Here is an 18,115-nt window from a genome sequence, read left to right as displayed (position 1 = left end):
TGCCGGTGGTGTGCGTCAGCCGCTGAACTCCTGCAGGCTCTTCAGCGCCTGGTCGAGCAGCGCCTGACGGCCCGCCAGCTCGTTCTCCAGCTTGGCGGCCTTGCTCGCGTTGCCGGCCGCCCGGGCCTTGTCCAGCTCGGCCTGGAGCTTGTCCACGGCCGACTGGAGCAGGCTGGTCATGCCGGTCGCCCGAGCCCGGGCCTCCGGGTTGGAGCGCTGCCACTCGGCGTCCTCCGCCTCGCGGACGGCCCGCTCGACCGCGTTCAGCCGACCGTCCAGCTTCGGCTTGGCGTCGCGCGGCACGTGCCCGATCGCCTCCCAGCGCTCGTTCACCTCCCGCAGCGCCGCCTTGGCCGCCTTGAGGTCGGTGATCGGCAGGATCGCCTCGGCCTCGGCGGCCAGCGCCTCCTTGAGCTTCTGGTTCTCCGTCTGCTCGGCGTCGCGCTCGCTGAACACGGCGGAACGGGCCTGGAAGAACACGTCCTGGGCGCCGCGGAACCGCGCCCACAGCTCGTCCTCGGCGTCCCGCTGGGCGCGCCCGGCGGACTTCCACTGCGCCATCAGGTCGCGGTAGCGGGCCGCGGTGTCGCCCCACTCGGTGGAGCTGGACAGCGCCTCGGCCTCGGCCACCAGGCGCTCCTTGACCAGCCGCGCCTGGTCGCGCTCGGCGTCCAGCTGGGCGAAGTGCGCCTTGCGGTGCTTGGAGAAGACCGAGCGGGCGTGCGAGAACCGGTGCCACAGTTCGTCGTCGCTCTTGCGGTCAAGGCGGGGCAGGCCCTTCCAGGTGTCGACCAGGGCGCGCAGCCGGTCGCCGGCCTCCCGCCACTGGGTCGACTGGGCCAGCTGCTCGGCCTCGGCGACCAACGCCTCCTTGGCACTGCGGGTCTCGTCGGCCGCCTTGGCCCGGGCCGCCTTGCGCTCGGCCTGGCGCGACTCGATCTCGCCCGCCAGGACGTCCAGGCGCTTGCCGAGCGCGGCCAGGTCGCCGACGGCGTGCGCCTCGACCACCTGGGCACGCAGGTGGTCGAGCGCGGTCTGCGCGTCCTTGGCGGCCAGGTCGGTCTTGCGTACCCGGTGCTCCAGCAGCGCGATCTCCGCGGCCAGGCCCTGGTACTTGCGCTCGAAGTAGGCGAGGGCCTCGTCGGGGGAGCCCGCCTGCCAGGAGCCGACGACGCGTTCGCCATCGGCGGTCCTGACGTAGACGGTCCCCTGCTCGTCGACACGGCCCCACGGGTCGCTGCTCACAGCGCCTCCTCCACATGACGTGCCGCCGACCGCTCACGGCCCGGCGCACGTCGTCCACAGTTGAATGTGCGGCGGACCGATGGCCCGCCGTCCCCGCCCACCCGGTTCGCTGCCGAGGGTGACGGCTAGCGGGTCAGGGCACCCTACACAACAGCAACATAGGCGACCAGGCCCGGTGCTGTCCGCATCCGGGCCCGGCCAATTCGCGCGGCGGGCGCGCAGCTGCGGCTCAGCTCTTGACCGTGGTGACCTTGTTCAGCACCACGTTCGCGTTGGGCGCACCGTCGCCCGGGCCGTTGGCGTCGTTCTCGCCGCCGCCGGCGATGTTGGTCAGCACGTCCAGGCCGCCGGTGATCTTGCCGAACGGGGTGTAGTTCGGCGGCAGCTGGGTGTCCTTGTAGACCAGGAAGAACTGGCTGCCGTTGGTCCCCGCACCGGAGTTGGCCATCGCCACGGTGCCGGCCGGGTAGGTGGCGCCGGTCAGGTTCTCGTCCTGGAACTTGTAGCCCGGGCTGCCGGAACCGGTGGCCGTCGGGTCGCCGCACTGCAGGACGTAGATGCCCTGGGTGGTCAGGCGGTGGCACTTGGTGTGGTCGAAGTACTGCTCACCCGACAGGAAGTTGAAGGAGTTGACGGTGTGCGGGGCCTTCGAGGCGTCCATGGTGAAGACGACCTGGCCGCAGCTGGTCTCCAGGGTGGCGGTGTAGGTCGACTTCTGGTCGATCGACATGGCCGGCTCGTTCTGCCACTGCTTCTTGTTCGGCGCGCCCGGCTGCGGGGCGGTGCAGCCCTTGACGTCGACCGGCTTCGCCGAGGACGGCGCCGCGGTGGGCGCGGCGTTCGCGGTGCTGGTCTTCTTGCCGTCGGACTTGAAGGCGCCCATCGCCGTCGCGGTGCCGGCACCGATCACGACCAGGGCGACCACGGCCCCGATCACGACGTTGCGCTTCCTGGCCTTGGCGGCTGCTTCGGCGCGGTGCTGCTGCTGCCGCTCGTACTTCTCGCGGGCGAGCTGCCGCCGCCGCTGTTCGCTGCTGACCACTGGGGCTGGTTCTCCTCGTTCGCGCTGCACATTCGGTGTTGTGGAGGTGCTCGAGGCGGATCATCGCATCCACCGGCGGCCCAGTGTAAGGACCGGACGCCTAAGAACACGGTGAGCGGGCGCAAAAAGGCGGTCACGAACCAACCGGATGCCCCCTCACCAGCGGCGCGCGGCCGGGCACGGCAGTATCCGGTTCGCAACCGGTGCCTTACCGCCGGTAGGCTGCGGGGAGGACCTCTTCCGCCCCGAGACTTCAAAGGACTGCCGTGTTCATCGCCGGATTTCCCGCCGGAGCCTGGGGCACCAACTGCTACCTGGTCGCGCCGGCCGCCGGCGAGGAGTGCGTGATCGTCGACCCCGGCCACCAGGCGACCGCCGGCGTCGAGGAGATGATCCGCGAGCACCGGCTCAAGCCGGTCGCGGTGGTCCTCACCCACGGTCACATCGACCACGTGGCCTCGGTGGTCCCGGTCTGCGGCGCCCAGGACGTGCCGGCCTACCTGCACCCCGAGGACCGGTTCATGCTGACCGACCCGGAGAAGGCGCTCGGCCGGTCGATCGGCGCGCAGCTGCTCGGCGAGCTGACCATCGGCGAGCCCAGCGACCTGCGCGAGCTGACCGACGGCGCGGTGCTGCGGCTGGCCGGTCTGGAGCTGACCGTCGATCATGCGCCCGGCCATACCAAGGGGTCGGTGACCTTCCGGACGCCCGCCACCGAAGAGGTCCCGCCGGTGCTCTTCTCGGGCGACCTGCTGTTCGCCGGCTCCATCGGGCGCACGGACTTCCCGGGCGGCAGCCATGAGGCGATCATGCGGTCGCTGGCCCGGGTCTGCCTGCCCCTCGACGACGCCACCGTGGTGCTGTCCGGCCACGGCAACCAGACCACCATCGGCCGCGAGCGTGCCACCAACCCCTTCCTCATGCAGGCTGCGGGGCTGGGAGAGGGCCCCGCGGCCCCGCGACGAGGAATGTGACGGAAGAGAAGTTGAGCACCTTCACCGCCCCCAAGGGCACCTACGACCTGCTGCCGCCCAGCTCCGCAGCCTTCCTGGCGGTCCGTCAGGAGCTGGCCGCCCCACTGCGCCGGGCCGGCTACGGCTACATCGAGACCCCGGTCTTCGAGGACACCAAGCTCTTCTCCCGCGGCGTCGGCGAGTCCACCGACATCGTCACCAAGGAGATGTTCACCCTCACCAAGCGCGGCAGCGAGGACTTGGCGCTGCGCCCCGAGGGAACCGCTTCGGTGGTCCGCGCGGTGCTCCAGGCCAACCTGCACAAGCAGGGCAACCTGCCGGTCAAGCTCTGGTACTCGGGCAACTTCTACCGCTACGAGCGGCCGCAGAAGGGCCGGTACCGGCAGTTCTCCCAGATCGGCGCCGAGGCGCTGGGCGCCGAGGACCCGGCGCTGGACGCCGAGCTGATCATCCTGGCCGACGACGGGATCCGCGCGCTCGGGCTGACGGACTACCGACTGCTGCTGAACAGCCTGGGTGACAAGCAGTGCCGCCCGGTCTACCGGGCCGCCCTGCAGGACTTCCTGCGCGGCCTGGACCTGGACGAGGACACCCAGCGCCGGGCCGAGATCAACCCGCTGCGCGTCCTGGACGACAAGCGCGAGGCCGTGCAGGCCCAGCTGGCCGGCGCCCCGCTGCTGCGCGACTACCTGTGCGAGGACTGCAAGGCCTACGACGAGCAGGTCCGCGCACTGCTGACCGCCGCCGGGGTGGCCTTCGTCGACGACCCCAAGCTGGTCCGCGGCCTGGACTACTACACCCGCACCACCTTCGAGTTCGTGCACAACGGCCTGGGCGCGCAGTCCGCGATCGGCGGCGGCGGCCGCTACGACGGCCTGGCCGAGATGCTCGGCGGTCCGTCGCTGCCCTCGGTCGGCTGGGGCCTGGGCGTGGACCGGATCTACCTGGCGCTGGAGGCCGAGGGGGTCACCCTGGACCTGCCCGCGACCACTTCGGTGTATGCGGTGGCGCTCGGCGAGGAGGCCAAGAACGTGCTCTTCGCCAAGGCCACCGAGCTGCGCCGGGCCGGTGTGGCCACCGACCTGGCCTTCGGCGTCAAGGGCATCAAGAACGCCATGAAGTCCGCCGACCGCTCGGGCGCCCGGTTCGCGCTGATCGCGGGCGACCGCGACCTCGCCGACGGCGTCGTGCAGCTCAAGGACCTGACCTCCGGCGAGCAGACCGCCGTCCCCCTCGACGCACTCGTCACCACCCTGAAGGAGAAGCAGCTGTGATCCGCACGCACGACGCGGGCACGCTCCGCGCGGAGCACGCCGGAGCGACCGTCACCCTGGCCGGCTGGGTCGCCCGCCGCCGCGACCACGGTGGCGTGGCCTTCATCGACCTGCGCGACGCCTCCGGCACCGTGCAGGTCGTGGTCCGCGACCTCGACTCCGTGCACGGGCTGCGCTCCGAGTACTGCGTCAAGGTGGTCGGCGAGGTCCGGGTCCGCCCCGAGGGCAACGAGAACCCGGACATCCCGACCGGCGCGGTCGAGGTGGTGGTGGAGAGCATCGAGGTGCTCTCCGAGGCCGCCGCGCTGCCGTTCCAGGTGGCCGAGTACGAGCCCGGCTCGGTCAACGAGGAGGTCCGGCTGCGCTACCGCTACCTGGACCTGCGCCGCGAGGGCCCGGCCAAGGCGCTGCGGCTGCGCTCCAAGGTCAACAACATCATCCGCCGGGTGATGGAGGAGAACGACTTCCTCGACATCGAGACCCCGTACCTGACCCGCTCCACCCCCGAGGGCGCCCGCGACTTCCTGGTCCCGGTCCGCCTGCAGCCGGGCCACTGGTACGCCCTGCCGCAGTCCCCGCAGCTGTTCAAGCAGCTGCTGATGGTGGCCGGCATGGAGCGCTACTACCAGATCGCCCGCTGCTTCCGCGACGAGGACTTCCGCGCCGACCGGCAGCCGGAGTTCACCCAGCTGGACATCGAGGCCTCGTTCGTCGACCAGGAGGACATCCTGGCCCTCGGCGAGAAGATCGTCGGTGCCGTCTGGCGCGAGGTGCACGGCTACGAGCTGCCCAACCCGCTGCCGCGCCTGTCCTACGCGGACGCGATGGCCCGCTACGGCTCGGACAAGCCGGACGTGCGGTTCGGCCAGGAGCTGACCGACCTCACCGAGTACTTCAAGGGCACCGAGTTCCGGGTCTTCCAGGCCCCGTACGTCGGCGCCGTGGTGATGCCCGGCGGTGCCTCGCAGCCGCGCAAGCAACTGGACGCCTGGCAGGACTGGGCCAAGGCGCGCGGCGCCCGGGGCCTGGCCTACGTGCTGATCGACGAGGAGACCGGCGAGCTGCGCGGCCCGGTCGCCAAGAACCTCTCCGCGGAGCACCTGGCCGGCCTGGCGGCCGCCGTCGGCGCCAAGAACGGCGACGCGGTCTTCTTCGCGGCCGGCAAGCGCACCGCCTCGCAGGAGCTGCTGGGCGCGGCCCGGCTGGAGATCGGCCGCCGCTGCGACCTGATCGACGCCTCGCAGTGGGCCTTCCTGTGGGTCGTGGACTTCCCGATGTTCGAGCCGATCGAGGACGACAAGGGCGAGTTCCAGGGCTGGCACGCGGTGCACCACCCGTTCACCGCGCCCACCGCCGAGTCGCTGGCCAGCTTCGACACCGACCCGGGCAGCGCCCTGTCCAACGCCTACGACCTGGTGCTCAACGGCTCCGAGCTGGGCGGCGGTTCGATCCGTATCCACCAGCGCGAGGTGCAGAAGCGGGCCTTCGACGCGATCGGCCTGTCCGAGGAGGAGGCGGCCTCGCAGTTCGGCTTCCTGCTGGACGCCTTCAACTACGGCCCGCCGCCGCACGGCGGGGTGGCCTTCGGCCTGGACCGGATCGTCACGCTGCTCGGCGGCTACGACACCATCCGGGACGTGATCGCGTTCCCGAAGACCTCCACCGGCGGTGACCCGCTGACCGGCGCCCCGACGCCGATCACCGCGGCCCAGCGCAAGGAGGCCGGCGTGGACGCCACGCCGAAGAGCGAGGTGGTGAAGGCCGAGGCCAAGGCGGCCACCGAGGGCTGACCCCGGTCCGCGCCGACTGCTGACGGTGCCGTCCTGTCCGACCGTGACAGGACGGCACCGTCACTCGTCTGCCCTACTGCCGGGCCACCGCACGGCCTGAGCCGGTACCCGCCGCGGCCCCGTTCGGAAGAGCTGAGCCGCCCGGTGACGGGCGGACTCCGGTGATCCGGCCTAACCTGAGGGATCATCAGTGTCCGTCCCTCCGGAGGCGCACCCCGTGGCCGACCACCGCCGACTCGACAAGAAGACGTACGAAACCGAGCTCCTCCGGCTGCAGAACGAGCTGGTGAAGCTGCAGGAGTGGGTGCGGGCCGAGGGCGTGCGGCTGGTGGTGGTGTTCGAGGGGCGGGACGCGGCGGGCAAGGGCGGGGCGATCAAGCGGGTCACCGAGTTCCTCAACCCGCGGCTGGCCCGAATCGTGGCGCTGCCCGCGCCCACCGAGCGCCAGCGCGGGCAGTGGTACTTCCAGCGGTACGTGGAGCAGTTGCCGGCCGCGGGGGAGATCGTGCTGTTCGACCGCAGCTGGTACAACCGGGCCGGGGTGGAGCGGGTGATGGGCTTCTGCACCGAGGAGGAGTACTGGCAGTTCCTGCACCAGTGCCCGACCTTCGAGCGGATGCTCATCGAGGCCGGGATCGAGCTGCGCAAGTACTGGTTCTCGGTCAGCGACGTGGAGCAGGAGCGCCGGTTCCGGGCCCGGCTCGGCGACCCGATGAAGCGCTGGAAGCTCTCCCCGATGGACACCGAGTCGATCAGCCGCTGGGAGGACTACTCCCGGGCCAAGGACGAGATGTTCGTGTACACCGACATGCCCGAGTCGCCGTGGAACGTGGTGGAGAGCGACGACAAGCGCCGGGCCCGGGTCAACATGATCGCCCACCTGCTCTCCACCCTCCCCTACCGCGACGTGACCAAGCCGCCGGTGGCCCTGCCGGCCCGCCCGCCGTCCAAGGGCTACCAGCGCCCGCCGCGCGACCTGCAGAAGTACGTGCCCGACCACGCGGGCCGGCTGTCCCGGTAGCGACCGGGCACTCGTCCCCCGTGGCTGTCGGCGCCGCGCATTAGGGTGGCGGGGTGGACGAACCGGACCTCTTCACCGCCGCCGCCGAGCAGCACCAGGCCGCCGAACCGGGCCGGGCCCCGCTCGCCGTGCGGATGCGCCCGCGCACCCTGGACGAGGTGGCCGGCCAGCGGCAGCTGCTGAAGGACGGCTCGCCGCTGCGCCGCCTGGTGGCCGGGTCCAAGGGGCCGGCCGCGACCAGCTCGGTGATCCTGTGGGGCCCGCCCGGGACCGGCAAGACCACCCTGGCGCACGTGATCAGCCAGGCCGTGCAGGGCCGGTTCGTCGAGCTGTCCGCGATCACCGCCGGCGTCAAGGAGGTGCGCGCGGTGATCGAGGGCGCGCGCCGGGCGATCGGCATGAGCGGTCGGGAGACGGTGCTCTTCCTGGACGAGATCCACCGCTTCTCCAAGGCCCAGCAGGACTCGCTGCTGCCCGCGGTGGAGAACCGCTGGGTCACCCTGATCGCCGCCACCACCGAGAACCCGTACTTCTCGGTGATCTCCCCGCTGCTCTCCCGCTCGCTGCTGCTCACCCTGCAGTCGCTGACCGACGAGGACGTCCGGGCCCTGCTGCGCCGCGCGGTGGTCGACGAGCGCGGCCTGAACGGCGAGGTGACGCTTGGTCAGGAGGCCGAGGACCACCTGGTCCGGCTGGCCGGCGGCGACGCCCGGCGGGCCCTGACCACCCTGGAGGCCGCGGCCGGCGCCGCGCTGGAGCAGGGCCTGGCCGAGATCACCCTGGCGGTCACCGAGACGGCCGTGAACCAGGCCGCCGTGCGCTACGACAAGGACGGCGACCAGCACTACGACGTGGCCAGCGCGCTCATCAAGTCGATCCGCGGCAGCGACGTGGACGCGACCCTGCACTACCTGGCCCGGATGATCGAGGCGGGGGAGGACCCGCGGTTCATCGCCCGCCGGCTGATGATCTCGGCCAGCGAGGACATCGGCCTGGCCGATCCGACCGCGCTGTCCACCGCGGTGGCCGCGGCCCAGGCGGTGGCGCTGATCGGCTTCCCGGAGGCCCGGATCATCCTGAGCCAGGCCGCCATCGCCCTCGCCCTGGCCCCCAAGTCCAACGCGGCCTACCTGGCGATCGACGCCGCGCTGGCCGACGTCCGGCAGGGCCTGGCGGGGGCGGTGCCGCCGCACCTGCGGGACGCGCACTACGGCGGGGCCGGCAAGCTCGGCCACGGCCAGGGCTACCAGTACCCGCACGACCTGCCCGGTTCGATCGCCGCCCAGCAGTACGCGCCGGACGAGGTGCACGGCAAGGCCTACTACCAGCCCACCCGCAACGGCGGCGAGGCCCGCTACGCCGACACCGTGGAGTGGACCAGGGCGCGGCTCAAGGGCCAGTGAAGAACCCGGGCGAGCAGCCGGTATACTCGCTCGGAGTGCCACGTCCCGGGTTCGGCAGCAGACTCCAGCGCTGACCGGCCGCCACCAGCGGGGCGATGGCCCGTGGTACCGCTCGCGGTACCACCAGGAGCGTCGCGCACCGGTCATCGGTGTCACGGATCACCGCGTGGTCCGCGTACCAGCACATTGTGCCCGGCTCCGGAGAGCGGCTGATCGCCCCCGTCCGCGGGTGCGGTTTTCTCCGGGTCGCGACAGGCGACCTCCGTCAACACCTGGTGACAGCCGTATTCGCAACTGAAAGAGGTAATGGTTCCATGGCGAACCAGAAGCGTCCCAAGGTCAAGATTGCTCGTGCCCTGGGCGTTCCGCTGACCCCGAAGTCCGTCAAGTACTTCGAGGCCCGCCCGTACCCGCCCGGCCAGCACGGCCGTGGCCGCAAGCAGAACTCGGACTACAAGGTCCGTCTGCTCGAGAAGCAGCGTCTGCGCGCCCAGTACGACCTGAGCGAGAAGCAGATGGCTCGCGCCTTCGACCGTGCCCGCAAGGCCGAGGGCAAGACCGGTGAGGTCCTGGTTGCCGAGCTCGAGACCCGTCTCGACGCCATGGTGCTGCGTTCGGGCATCGCCCGGACCATCTACCAGGCCCGCCAGATGGTCGTGCACGGCCACATCCAGGTCAACGGCGGCAAGGTCAACAAGCCGTCGTTCCAGATGAAGCCGGGCTTCGTCGTCACGGTCAAGGACAAGTCCAAGGAGAAGGTCCCGTTCCAGGTCGCCCGTGAGGGTGGCTACGCGGGTGAGGGCCAGACCCCGAAGTACCTCGAGGTCAACCTCAAGGCGCTGGCCTTCCGCCTGGACCGCATGCCGCAGCGTCGTGAGGTCCCCGTGATCTGCGACGAGCAGCTGGTCGTCGAGTACTACTCGCGTTGATCCGCGAGTAGCGCCGCGCGCGCCACGGACCCCCGCAGCCTCCGGGCTGCGGGGGTCCGGTCTTTTCCCGGCGGCACCGGGCCCCGCGCGCAGCACCCCGGCCGGGTCGGCGAAGTGACTGGTCGGTAGGTTGCCCGGGGCAGCGCGCCCCGCCAGCCGCGATACGGGTCGGGCGCAGGGGGCGCGGCGCGATAGGGTTCCGTCTGAGGGAGCGAAGGGAGTGTGCGGTGTCCGTCTCAGAGCTGGCCGGTCTTCTGGTGGCCGTGGGCTGGGCCGTGCTGGTCACCCTGCTCGCCGTCGTCCTGGTGCGGCTCTCCAAGGTGCTGCGGGAGGCCACGGTGCTGGTCTCGGCCGTGACCGAGCAGGCCGTTCCGCTGCTGCACGACGCCGCCGACGCGGTGCACGCCGCCCAGCAGCAGCTGGAGCGGGTGGACGACATCACCGCCAACGTGCAGGACGCCGCCGCCAACGCCAACGCGCTCTCCTCGACCGTGGCCGCCACCCTGGGCGGGCCGCTGGTCAAGGTCGCAGCCTTCAGCTACGGCGTGCGCAAGGCCGTCAGCCGGCGGCAGTCCGCCCTGACGGTTCCCCAGCAGCCCGGCGAGCGCGACGAGTTGGCCCGGCTGATCCGGGCCGAGGTGCGGGCGGCCACCGCGCCGAAGTTCGGTCTGCTGTCCCGCATCCGGCGAGCCGTGAAGGGCTGATGCACCGTGGTTCGACGCATCTTCTGGATGACGGTCGGCGCCGGCGCCGCCGTCTGGGCCATGAACAAGGCCAACGAGGCCACCCGCCGGCTCACCCCGGACAGCCTGTCCGGCACCGCGGCCCGCGGCGCGCTGCAGGTGGGCGACGCCGCCCGCCGGTTCGCCCAGGAGGTGAAGGCCGGCATGGCGGAGCGCGAGGAGCAGCTCCGCGGTGACCTGGGCCTGGACGGGTCGGCCGTGGTGGAGCCGCGCCGCCGTCAGGTCGCGCGCGACGGCGGCTACCGAGCTATCTCGGCGGCACCGGGATCCCCCGCTGTCGCCCTGCCCCCCTCGCGCCGCAGCACCGCCACACCCCCCAGCACGCCCCAGACCACTGCGTCAACGCCCCGTCAGCTGGAACAGCGCCGGGGCAAGCACTCTTAACCGGAAGGACCACTCATGGAGTCGGCAGAGATTCGCCGCCGCTGGCTGCGCTTCTTCGAGGAGCGCGGCCACACCGTCGTTCCCTCGGCGTCCCTGGTCGCCGACGACCCCACCCTGCTGCTGGTCAACGCCGGCATGGTGCCGTTCAAGCCCTACTTCCTGGGTGAGGTCAAGCCCCAGTTCTCGCGGGCCACCAGCGTCCAGAAGTGCGTGCGCACGCTGGACATCGAGGAGGTCGGCAAGACCACCCGGCACGGCTCCTTCTTCCAGATGTGCGGCAACTTCTCCTTCGGCGACTACTTCAAGGAAGGGGCCATCAAGTTCGCGTGGGAGCTGCTGACCTCCTCCGTCGCGGACGGCGGCTACGGCCTGGAGAAGGAGAAGCTCTGGATCACCGTCTACCAGGACGACGACGAGGCCGAGCAGATCTGGCGCGAGGTCATCGGCGTGCCCGCCGAGCGGATCCAGCGCCTGGGCATGAAGGACAACTTCTGGTCGATGGGCGTGCCCGGCCCGTGCGGCCCGTGCTCGGAGATCAACTACGACCGCGGCCCCGCCTACGGCGAGGAGGGCGGCCCCGCGGTCAACGGCGAGCGCTACCTGGAGATCTGGAACCTGGTCTTCATGCAGTACGAGCGCGGCCACGGTGACGGCAAGGACGGCTTCGAGATCCTCGGCGACCTGCCGAGCAAGAACATCGACACCGGCCTCGGCCTGGAGCGGCTGGCCGCGATCCTGCAGGACGTCGACAACCTCTTCGAGATCGACACCAGCCGGATGATCCTGGACCGGGCCGCCGAGCTGACCGGCCACCGCTACGGCGCCGACCACAAGTCGGACGTCTCGCTGCGCGTGGTCACCGACCACTTCCGCACCGCGATCATGCTGATCGGCGACGGCGTCACCCCCGGCAACGAGGGCCGCGGCTACGTGCTGCGCCGGATCCTGCGCCGCGCGATCCGCAACATGCGCCTGCTGGGCGCGACCGAGCCGGTGGCCAGGGAGCTCACCGACGTCACGATCAAGGCGATGGGCCCGCAGTACCCGGAGCTGGAGACCGACCGCAAGCGGATCGAGACGGTCGCCGTGGCCGAGGAGACCGCCTTCCTGCAGACCCTGCGCTCGGGCACCAACCTGCTGGACACCGCCGTCACCGAGACCAAGCAGTCCGGCGGCGCCGTGCTCTCCGGCGAGCAGGCCTTCAAGCTGCACGACACCTACGGCTTCCCGATCGACCTCACCCTGGAGATGGCCGAGGAGCAGGGCCTGCAGGTGGACGAGGCCGGTTTCCGCCGCCTGATGCAGGAGCAGCGGGACCGGGCCAAGGCGGACGCCAAGGCCAAGAAGATGGGCCACGCCGACGTCGCGGCCTACCGCGAGGTGGCCGACAAGGCGGGCGCCTCGGTCTTCACCGGCTACCTGAACACCGAGGGCGAGGCCACCGTGGTCGGCCTGCTGGTGGACGGCGTGCCGGCCCCCGTCGCCGGCGAGGGCGACGAGGTGGAGATCGTCCTGGACCGCACCCCGTTCTACGCCGAGGGCGGCGGCCAGCTGGCCGACCACGGCCGGATCCGGCTGGACTCCGGCGCCGTGGTGGAGATCCGCGACGTGCAGCAGCCGGTGCCGGGCGTCACCGTGCACTCCGGCGGCGTGCTCTTCGGCGAGGTGCTGCTCGGCGCCGCCGCCTACGCCACCATCGACATCGACCGCCGCCGCGCGGTCTCCCGCGCCCACTCGGCCACCCACCTGACCCACCAGGCGCTGCGCGACGCGCTCGGCCCCACCGCCGCCCAGGCCGGGTCGGAGAACGCCCCGGGCCGGTTCCGCTTCGACTTCGGCTCGCCCGCCGCCGTCCCCGGCAGCGTGCTGACCGACGTCGAGCAGAAGATCAACGAGGTGCTCAGCCGCGAGCTGGACGTGACCGCCGAGGTCATGACCATGGACCAGGCCCGCAAGCAGGGCGCGATCGCGATGTTCGGCGAGAAGTACGGCGACTCGGTGCGCGTGGTCACCATCGGCGACTTCTCCAAGGAGCTGTGCGGTGGCACCCACGTCGGCAACACCGCCCAGCTGGGCCTGGTGAAGCTGCTCGGCGAGTCCTCGATCGGCTCCGGCGTGCGCCGGGTCGAGGCCCTGGTCGGCGTGGACGCCTACAAGTTCCTGGCCCGCGAGCACACCGTGGTGTCCCAGCTGACCGACCTGGTCAAGGGCCGTCCGGAGGAGCTGCCGGAGAAGATTTCCGGGATGCTCGCCAAGCTCAAGGACGCCGAGAAGGAGATCGAGAAGTTCCGCGCCGAGAAGGTGCTGGCCGCCGCCGCGGGCCTGGCCGACTCGGCCGAGGACGTGCGCGGGGTGGCCGTGGTCGCCGCCCGGGTGGCCGACGGGGTCGGTGCGGACGAGCTGCGCAAGCTGGTGCTCGACGTGCGTGCCCGGCTCGGCTCCCGCCCGGCCGTGGTCGCCGCGTTCACGGTGGCGGGCGACCGCCCGCTGACCGTGATCGCCACCAACGAGGAGGCCCGCGCGCGCGGCGTCAAGGCCGGCGAGCTGGTCCGCACCGCGGCCAAGACGCTCGGCGGCGGCGGTGGCGGCAAGGACGACGTGGCGCAGGGCGGTGGCACCAACCCGGCCGCCGTCGGCGAGGCCGTCGAGGCGGTCCGCGCCCTGGTCGCGGAGCGCGCCGCCTGATGGAAGGCCGTGCTTGATGGAAGGCCGTGCTTGATGGAGGAACGTGTCTGGCGCCGGGGCCGGCGGCTCGCCGTCGACGTCGGTGACGCCCGGATCGGGGTCGCCTCCTGCGACCCCGACGGGCTGATCGCCACGCCGGTGGAGACGGTCCCCGCGGGGGGCCGCTCCCAGGCGCGGCTGAAGCAGCTCGTCGAGGAGTACGACGCCGTCGAGGTGGTGGTCGGCCTGCCCCGCTCGCTGAACGGCAAGGAGGGCCCGGCCGCCGCCAAGGTGCGCGGCTACGCGGGCCGGCTGGCGGCGCTGCTGGCACCGGTGCCGGTGCGGCTGGTGGACGAGCGGATGACCACGGTCACCGCCGCCGCCGGGATGCGGGCCTCCGGGGTCAAGGCCAAGAAGGGCCGGGCCGCGATCGACCAGGCCGCCGCCGTGGTGATCCTGCAGAACGCGCTGGAGACCGAACGGGTGAGCGGTCGGCCGCCCGGCGAGAGTGTCGAGCCGGTCGTCTGATCGGCCCGGCCTAGCGTTGCTGCCCAAAGGGCCCGTCCGGACGCGTCCGGACGGGCCCTTTGCCGTATCGGTGGCCGAGCCCGGGGAGAGTCGTCGGATGGACGCGTTGCCGGGGCTGACGCCGGGTCACCTGGGCGCCCCGGTCGAGGAGCCCGGGCCCGACCCGGTGCGCGAGCCCGCTGCGCCCGGGCCGCGCCGGCCGCGGCGGACCGGGCTGGCCTGCTCGGTCACCGCGGTGCTGCTGGCCGCGCTGGTCGGCGGTGCGCTGTGGACCGGGCAGCGGGTGGTGGACTCCTTCCGGGTCCGCGGCCCGGCGCCGGCCGTCGACTTCCCGGGCACCGGCGACGGTGCGGCGCTGCAGATCTCGGTGCCGCAGGGCGCCAGCCTGACCCGGATCGGGCAGATCCTGCAGCGCAGCCAGGTGGTGGCCAGCGTCAAGGCGTTCACCGACGCGGCCGCCGGCGCCGGGCTGGCGGACCGGATCCAGCCGGGGACGTACGCGCTGCACCGGCGGATGTCCGCGGGCGCGGCGCTCGCGGTGCTCGGCGACCCGGCCAACGCCAACGCGCTCACCGTGCCGGAGGGCTGGCGGGCGCTGCAGGTGTACGCCGCGGTGGACCAGCGGCTGGCGCTGCCGGCCGGCACCACCCAGCGCGCCGCCGAGCAGCACGCCACCGAGCTGGGCCTGCCGGACTACGCGGCGGGCAACCCGGAGGGCCTGCTCTTTCCCGCCACCTACAGCGTGACCGGGGAGACCACGCCGCTGAGCCTGCTGCAGCAGATGGTGCACCACGGCGCGGGGGAGTTCACCACCGCCGGGCTGGACGAGGGCAGCGGCCGGCTGACGGCCTACCAGGTGCTGGTGGTGGCGAGCCTGGTGCAGGGCGAGTCGGACAATCCGGAGGACATGGCCAAGGTCGCCCGGGTGGTCTACAACCGGCTGGCCAAGCAGCTGCCGCTGCAACTGGACTCCACCATCAACTACGCGCTCGGGCGCACCACCCTGCACACCAGCGTCACGGACACCCAGCTCGACTCGCCCTACAACACCTACCGCGCGCCCGGCCTGCCGCCGACCCCGATCGACAACCCCGGGCACGACGCGCTGGCCGCGGCGCTCAACCCCGCACCGGGGGACTGGCTCTACTTCGTGACGGTCCGCCCCGGGGACACCAGGTTCACGGACAGTGAGGAGCAGCACCGCAAGAACGTCGACGAGTTCAACGCCTACCAGGCCCAACACGGTTCCCCGGCACCGGGGGTGGCGGGCGGCTCGCCGAGCGCGAGCAGCCGCTGAGCGCCGAGATGGCGACTCGGCGCGTACCCTGCGGTACGGTAACGTCTCCCCCCAGGCGGTGCGCTAGCACGCCGGTTCGACCGTTGGGTGGTCGGGCCACGGGGGGACACCGTACGGGACGCCGTCCCGGACCGCCGGCCGCGGGGCCGGTTGTCTTCGTCACCTGAGGGATTCGATGACTGATCTGGGCCGGGACCAGGGCGCGCAGCCGTGGCACCCCAGCGCTCCCGGTTACGGTGAGCAGTCGCCGCAGGCTGCCGCTCCCGGCGGCCCGGAGTACCTCCCGCAGGGCCAGTACCCGGTGCAGGGCAGCGGGCAGCCGTACGGGCAGCCGGGGTACCAGCCGATGGACCCGTACCAGCAGCAGATGCAGCAGCAACAGCAACAGCAGCAGCACGGGCAGTGGCAGCAGCAGGGGGGCTACCCCCAGCAGGGGGTGCCGCCGCAGGGGATGCCCCAGCAGCCCGGCTACCCGCAGCAGGGCATGCCGCAGCCGGTCTACCCGCAGCAGCAGGGGTACGGGCAGCAGGGCCTGCAGCAGCCGGGCTACCCCCAGCAGGGCGGGTACCCGCAGCAGATGCCCCCGGGACAGCAGATGCCCCCCGGTCAGCAGGTGCCGCCCAGCATGCAGCAGCCGCCGATGCAGCAGCAGCAGCCGCCGCGCCCGCCCGCGCCCGAGCCGGTGACCGGCCCCGGACCGGACGGGATCGACTGGGAGGCCGAGGCCGCCGCGCTCGACGCCCCGCAGGCCGACCAGGAGCTCGACGAGTACCAGGAGTACGAGGAGCACGGCGCCTACACCGAGGACGAGTACGCCGAGGAGGAGCCCGAGCGCTCCGGCTTCCTGAGCGACCGCACCGAGGACGAGGACGGCGGCAAGAAGTCCAAGAAGGCGAAGAAGTCCGGCCGCCGCAACGGCGGCGCCTGCCTGCTGGTCGCCCTGGTGCTGCTCGGCGGCGTGGGCGGCGCGGGCTGGTGGGGCTACGGCTTCTACCAGCGCACCTTCGGCCCGCCGCCGGACTTCTCCGGTGCCGGCACCGGCAAGGTGCAGATCCAGATCAAGGAGGGCGCCACCGCGGCCGACATGGCCAAGGTGCTCCAGGACGCCGGCGTGGTGAAGAGCGTGGGCGCCTTCAACAACGCCTACAACAAGCTCAACAAGCCGATCCAGCCCGGCTACTACTACATGCAGCTGCAGATGTCCGGCGACGCCGCGGTGCAGCTGATGCTCAGTGAGGCCGGCGGCGACGCGCTGATCATCCCCGAGGGCAAGCGGGCCAGCGACATCTACGCCATGATCGACAAGAAGCTGAAGCTGCAGTCCGGCGCGACCGCCGACGCGGCCAAGGCGAACGCGGCCGGGCTGGGCCTGCCGGCGGAGGCGAACAACAACCCCGAGGGCTACCTCTGGCCCGCCAAGTACTCGGTCAGCCAGGGCATGAAGCCCGAGGAACTGCTCAAGCAGATGGTGACCAACGCCACCAACGAGTACAACCAGCTGGACCTGGCCGGCGGGGCGCAGAAGATCGGCCTGAAGAACGCCTACGAGGTGGTCACCGAGGCCAGCATCCTGCAGGCCGAGGGCAACAACACCGCCGACTTCGGCAAGATGGCCCGCACCATCCAGAACCGCCTGAACAGCGAGGGCATCACCCACCACAAGCTGGGCATGGACACCACGCTGCAGTACTCGGTGGGCTCCAAGACGCTGACCAAGCAGCAGATCGCCGACGGGTCGAACAAGTACAACACCTATGTCAACGCCGGCCTGCCGCCCACGCCGATCTCCAACCCCGGCGAGGACGCGCTCAAGGCGGTGCTCGACCCGACGCCGGGCAGCTGGATGTACTTCATCGCGATGAGCCCCACCGAGACCCGGTTCTCCACCGACTCGAAGGAGTTCGCGGCGAACGTCAAGGAGTACTGCACCGCGCACAACCAGGGCTTCGACGACAAGAACATCACCTGCACGTGAGCGCCTCCGTGACCCCCGTCCGGCACCGGGCCGCCGTGCTCGGCGCGCCGATCGCGCACTCGCTCTCGCCCGTGCTGCACAACGCCGGGTACCGGGCCGCGGGCCTGGCCGGCTGGGAGTACGGGCGGTTCGAGGTCCAGGAGGCCGAACTGGCCGACTTCCTGGCCGGGTTGGACCCGGCGGCCGGGTGGGCCGGGTTCTCGCTCACCATGCCGCTCAAGCGGGTGGTGATCCCGCTGCTGGACGAGGTGAGCGAGACCGCACTGGCGGTCGACGCGGTGAACACGCTGGTCCTGGCCGCCGACGGGCGCCGGACCGGGGACAACACCGACGTGCCGGGCCTGGTCGCGGCGCTGCGCGAGCGCGGGGTCGAGCGGGTGCCGGTCGCGGCGGTGCTGGGGGCCGGGGCCACCGCCTCCTCGGCGCTGGCCGCGCTGGCGCAGCTGTGCACCGGCGAGGTGTCGGTGTACGTGCGCAGCCCGGAGCGGGCCAAGGAGATGCTCGCGCTGGGCGAGCGGCTCGGGCTGGTGGTGCGGGCGGTGGCCTGGGAGCGCGGCGCCGAGGCGCTGGCCGGGCCGCTGACGATCTCCACCACGCCGGTCGGGGCCACGGACGCCTTCGCCGCCGGGGTGCCGGGTGCGCCCGGGGCGCTGTTCGACGTGCTCTACCACCCGTGGCCGACTCCGCTGGCGGCCGCCTGCGCGGACCGGGGCGGGGTGGTGCTGGGCGGGCTGGACCTGCTGGTACACCAGGCGGTGCTCCAGTTCGAGCGCTTCACGGGGGTGGCCCCGGGCCCGCTGGCCGCCATGCGCGAGGCGGGCGAGCGGGCCCTGGCGGGCTGACCGG

General features: G+C 72.0%; 15 protein-coding genes. 13 read left to right on the top strand and 2 right to left on the bottom strand.

Translation table 11 applies throughout. From position 1 onward, the window contains the following. Positions 1 to 15 precede the first annotated feature (15 nt). Together C7C46_RS22890 and C7C46_RS22885 are read right to left on the bottom strand one after the other, a co-directional pair. Complete coding sequence (locus C7C46_RS22890; protein ID WP_110671783.1) at positions 16 to 1,245, bottom strand: DUF349 domain-containing protein; 1,230 nt, start codon at positions 1,243 to 1,245, stop codon at positions 16 to 18. Positions 1,246 to 1,474: 229 nt separating this feature from the next. Next, positions 1,475 to 2,287: a peptidylprolyl isomerase gene (locus C7C46_RS22885; protein ID WP_110671782.1), complete on the bottom strand. Its 813-nt coding sequence runs from the start codon at positions 2,285 to 2,287 to the stop codon at positions 1,475 to 1,477. Positions 2,288 to 2,553: 266 nt separating this feature from the next. Here C7C46_RS22885 and C7C46_RS22880 point away from each other — a divergent pair, with 266 nt between their 5' ends. From C7C46_RS22880 to C7C46_RS22820, 13 genes are all read left to right on the top strand, one after another. Beyond that, positions 2,554 to 3,261, top strand: a complete 708-nt coding sequence (locus C7C46_RS22880) for an MBL fold metallo-hydrolase (protein WP_110671781.1) — start codon at positions 2,554 to 2,556, stop codon at positions 3,259 to 3,261. Positions 3,262 to 3,272: 11 nt separating this feature from the next. Next, complete coding sequence (gene hisS, locus C7C46_RS22875) at positions 3,273 to 4,535, top strand: histidine--tRNA ligase (RefSeq protein ID WP_110671780.1); 1,263 nt, start codon at positions 3,273 to 3,275, stop codon at positions 4,533 to 4,535. After that, positions 4,532 to 6,325, top strand: a complete 1,794-nt coding sequence (aspS, locus tag C7C46_RS22870) for an aspartate--tRNA ligase (protein WP_110671779.1) — start codon at positions 4,532 to 4,534, stop codon at positions 6,323 to 6,325. The genes hisS and aspS overlap by 4 nt, the downstream gene beginning before the upstream one ends. A 190-nt stretch (positions 6,326 to 6,515) precedes the next feature. Then, the gene (gene ppk2 / locus C7C46_RS22865; RefSeq protein ID WP_245984732.1) at positions 6,516 to 7,346 is read left to right on the top strand and encodes a polyphosphate kinase 2; all 831 of its coding nucleotides are present in this window, start codon (positions 6,516 to 6,518) and stop codon (positions 7,344 to 7,346) included. A gap of 53 nt (positions 7,347 to 7,399) precedes the next feature. Continuing rightward, a complete protein-coding gene (locus C7C46_RS22860; RefSeq protein ID WP_110671777.1) occupies positions 7,400 to 8,749 on the top strand; it encodes a replication-associated recombination protein A in 1,350 nt (449 codons plus the stop codon). A 314-nt stretch (positions 8,750 to 9,063) separates the two neighbouring features. Next, positions 9,064 to 9,678 (top strand): 30S ribosomal protein S4, encoded by a 615-nt coding sequence (rpsD, locus tag C7C46_RS22855; protein WP_110671776.1) that lies wholly within the window; start codon positions 9,064 to 9,066, stop codon positions 9,676 to 9,678. 227 nt (positions 9,679 to 9,905) lie between these two features. Then, positions 9,906 to 10,382, top strand: coding sequence for a DUF948 domain-containing protein (locus tag C7C46_RS22850; RefSeq protein ID WP_110671775.1), 477 nt, complete (start codon positions 9,906 to 9,908; stop codon positions 10,380 to 10,382). Between the two features lie 6 nt (positions 10,383 to 10,388). Further along, positions 10,389 to 10,805, top strand: a complete 417-nt coding sequence (locus C7C46_RS22845; protein ID WP_146259177.1) for a DUF6167 family protein — start codon at positions 10,389 to 10,391, stop codon at positions 10,803 to 10,805. Positions 10,806 to 10,820: 15 nt separating this feature from the next. Beyond that, positions 10,821 to 13,490 carry an alanine--tRNA ligase gene (gene alaS / locus C7C46_RS22840; protein ID WP_110671773.1) on the top strand — a complete coding sequence of 890 codons (2,670 nt, stop codon included), beginning with the start codon at positions 10,821 to 10,823 and terminating at the stop codon, positions 13,488 to 13,490. 33 nt (positions 13,491 to 13,523) lie between these two features. Continuing rightward, positions 13,524 to 13,997 (top strand): Holliday junction resolvase RuvX, encoded by a 474-nt coding sequence (gene ruvX, locus C7C46_RS22835; RefSeq protein WP_110671772.1) that lies wholly within the window; start codon positions 13,524 to 13,526, stop codon positions 13,995 to 13,997. Between the two features lie 97 nt (positions 13,998 to 14,094). Continuing rightward, entirely contained in the window at positions 14,095 to 15,294 is a 1,200-nt protein-coding gene (gene mltG, locus C7C46_RS22830; protein WP_245984727.1) for an endolytic transglycosylase MltG, read from the top strand. A 175-nt stretch (positions 15,295 to 15,469) separates the two neighbouring features. Then, positions 15,470 to 17,269, top strand: a complete 1,800-nt coding sequence (gene mltG / locus C7C46_RS22825) for an endolytic transglycosylase MltG (protein ID WP_110671771.1) — start codon at positions 15,470 to 15,472, stop codon at positions 17,267 to 17,269. After that, positions 17,266 to 18,111, top strand: coding sequence for a shikimate dehydrogenase (locus C7C46_RS22820; protein WP_110671770.1), 846 nt, complete (start codon positions 17,266 to 17,268; stop codon positions 18,109 to 18,111). Before mltG (C7C46_RS22825) ends, C7C46_RS22820 begins: the two co-directional genes overlap by 4 nt. Positions 18,112 to 18,115: the final 4 nt, after the last annotated feature.

This window comes from Streptomyces tateyamensis (genome assembly GCF_003205575.1).
Classification (GTDB): Bacteria; Actinomycetota; Actinomycetes; order Streptomycetales; family Streptomycetaceae; genus Kitasatospora; species Kitasatospora tateyamensis.
The sequence above is the reverse complement of the archived record's forward strand: the minus strand, read 5'-3'. Positions and strand labels throughout refer to the sequence as shown.

Bases quoted from the DNA above. Each gene is read 5' to 3' on its own strand.
- mltG (WP_110671771.1), top strand. From the start codon at position 15,470: ATGACTGATCTGGGCCGGGACCAGGGCGCGCAGCCGTGGCACCCCAGC.
- ruvX (WP_110671772.1), top strand. From the start codon at position 13,524: ATGGAGGAACGTGTCTGGCGCCGGGGCCGGCGGCTCGCCGTCGACGTC.
- alaS (WP_110671773.1), top strand. From the start codon at position 10,821: ATGGAGTCGGCAGAGATTCGCCGCCGCTGGCTGCGCTTCTTCGAGGAG.
- mltG (WP_245984727.1), top strand. From the start codon at position 14,095: ATGGACGCGTTGCCGGGGCTGACGCCGGGTCACCTGGGCGCCCCGGTC.
- rpsD (WP_110671776.1), top strand. From the start codon at position 9,064: ATGGCGAACCAGAAGCGTCCCAAGGTCAAGATTGCTCGTGCCCTGGGC.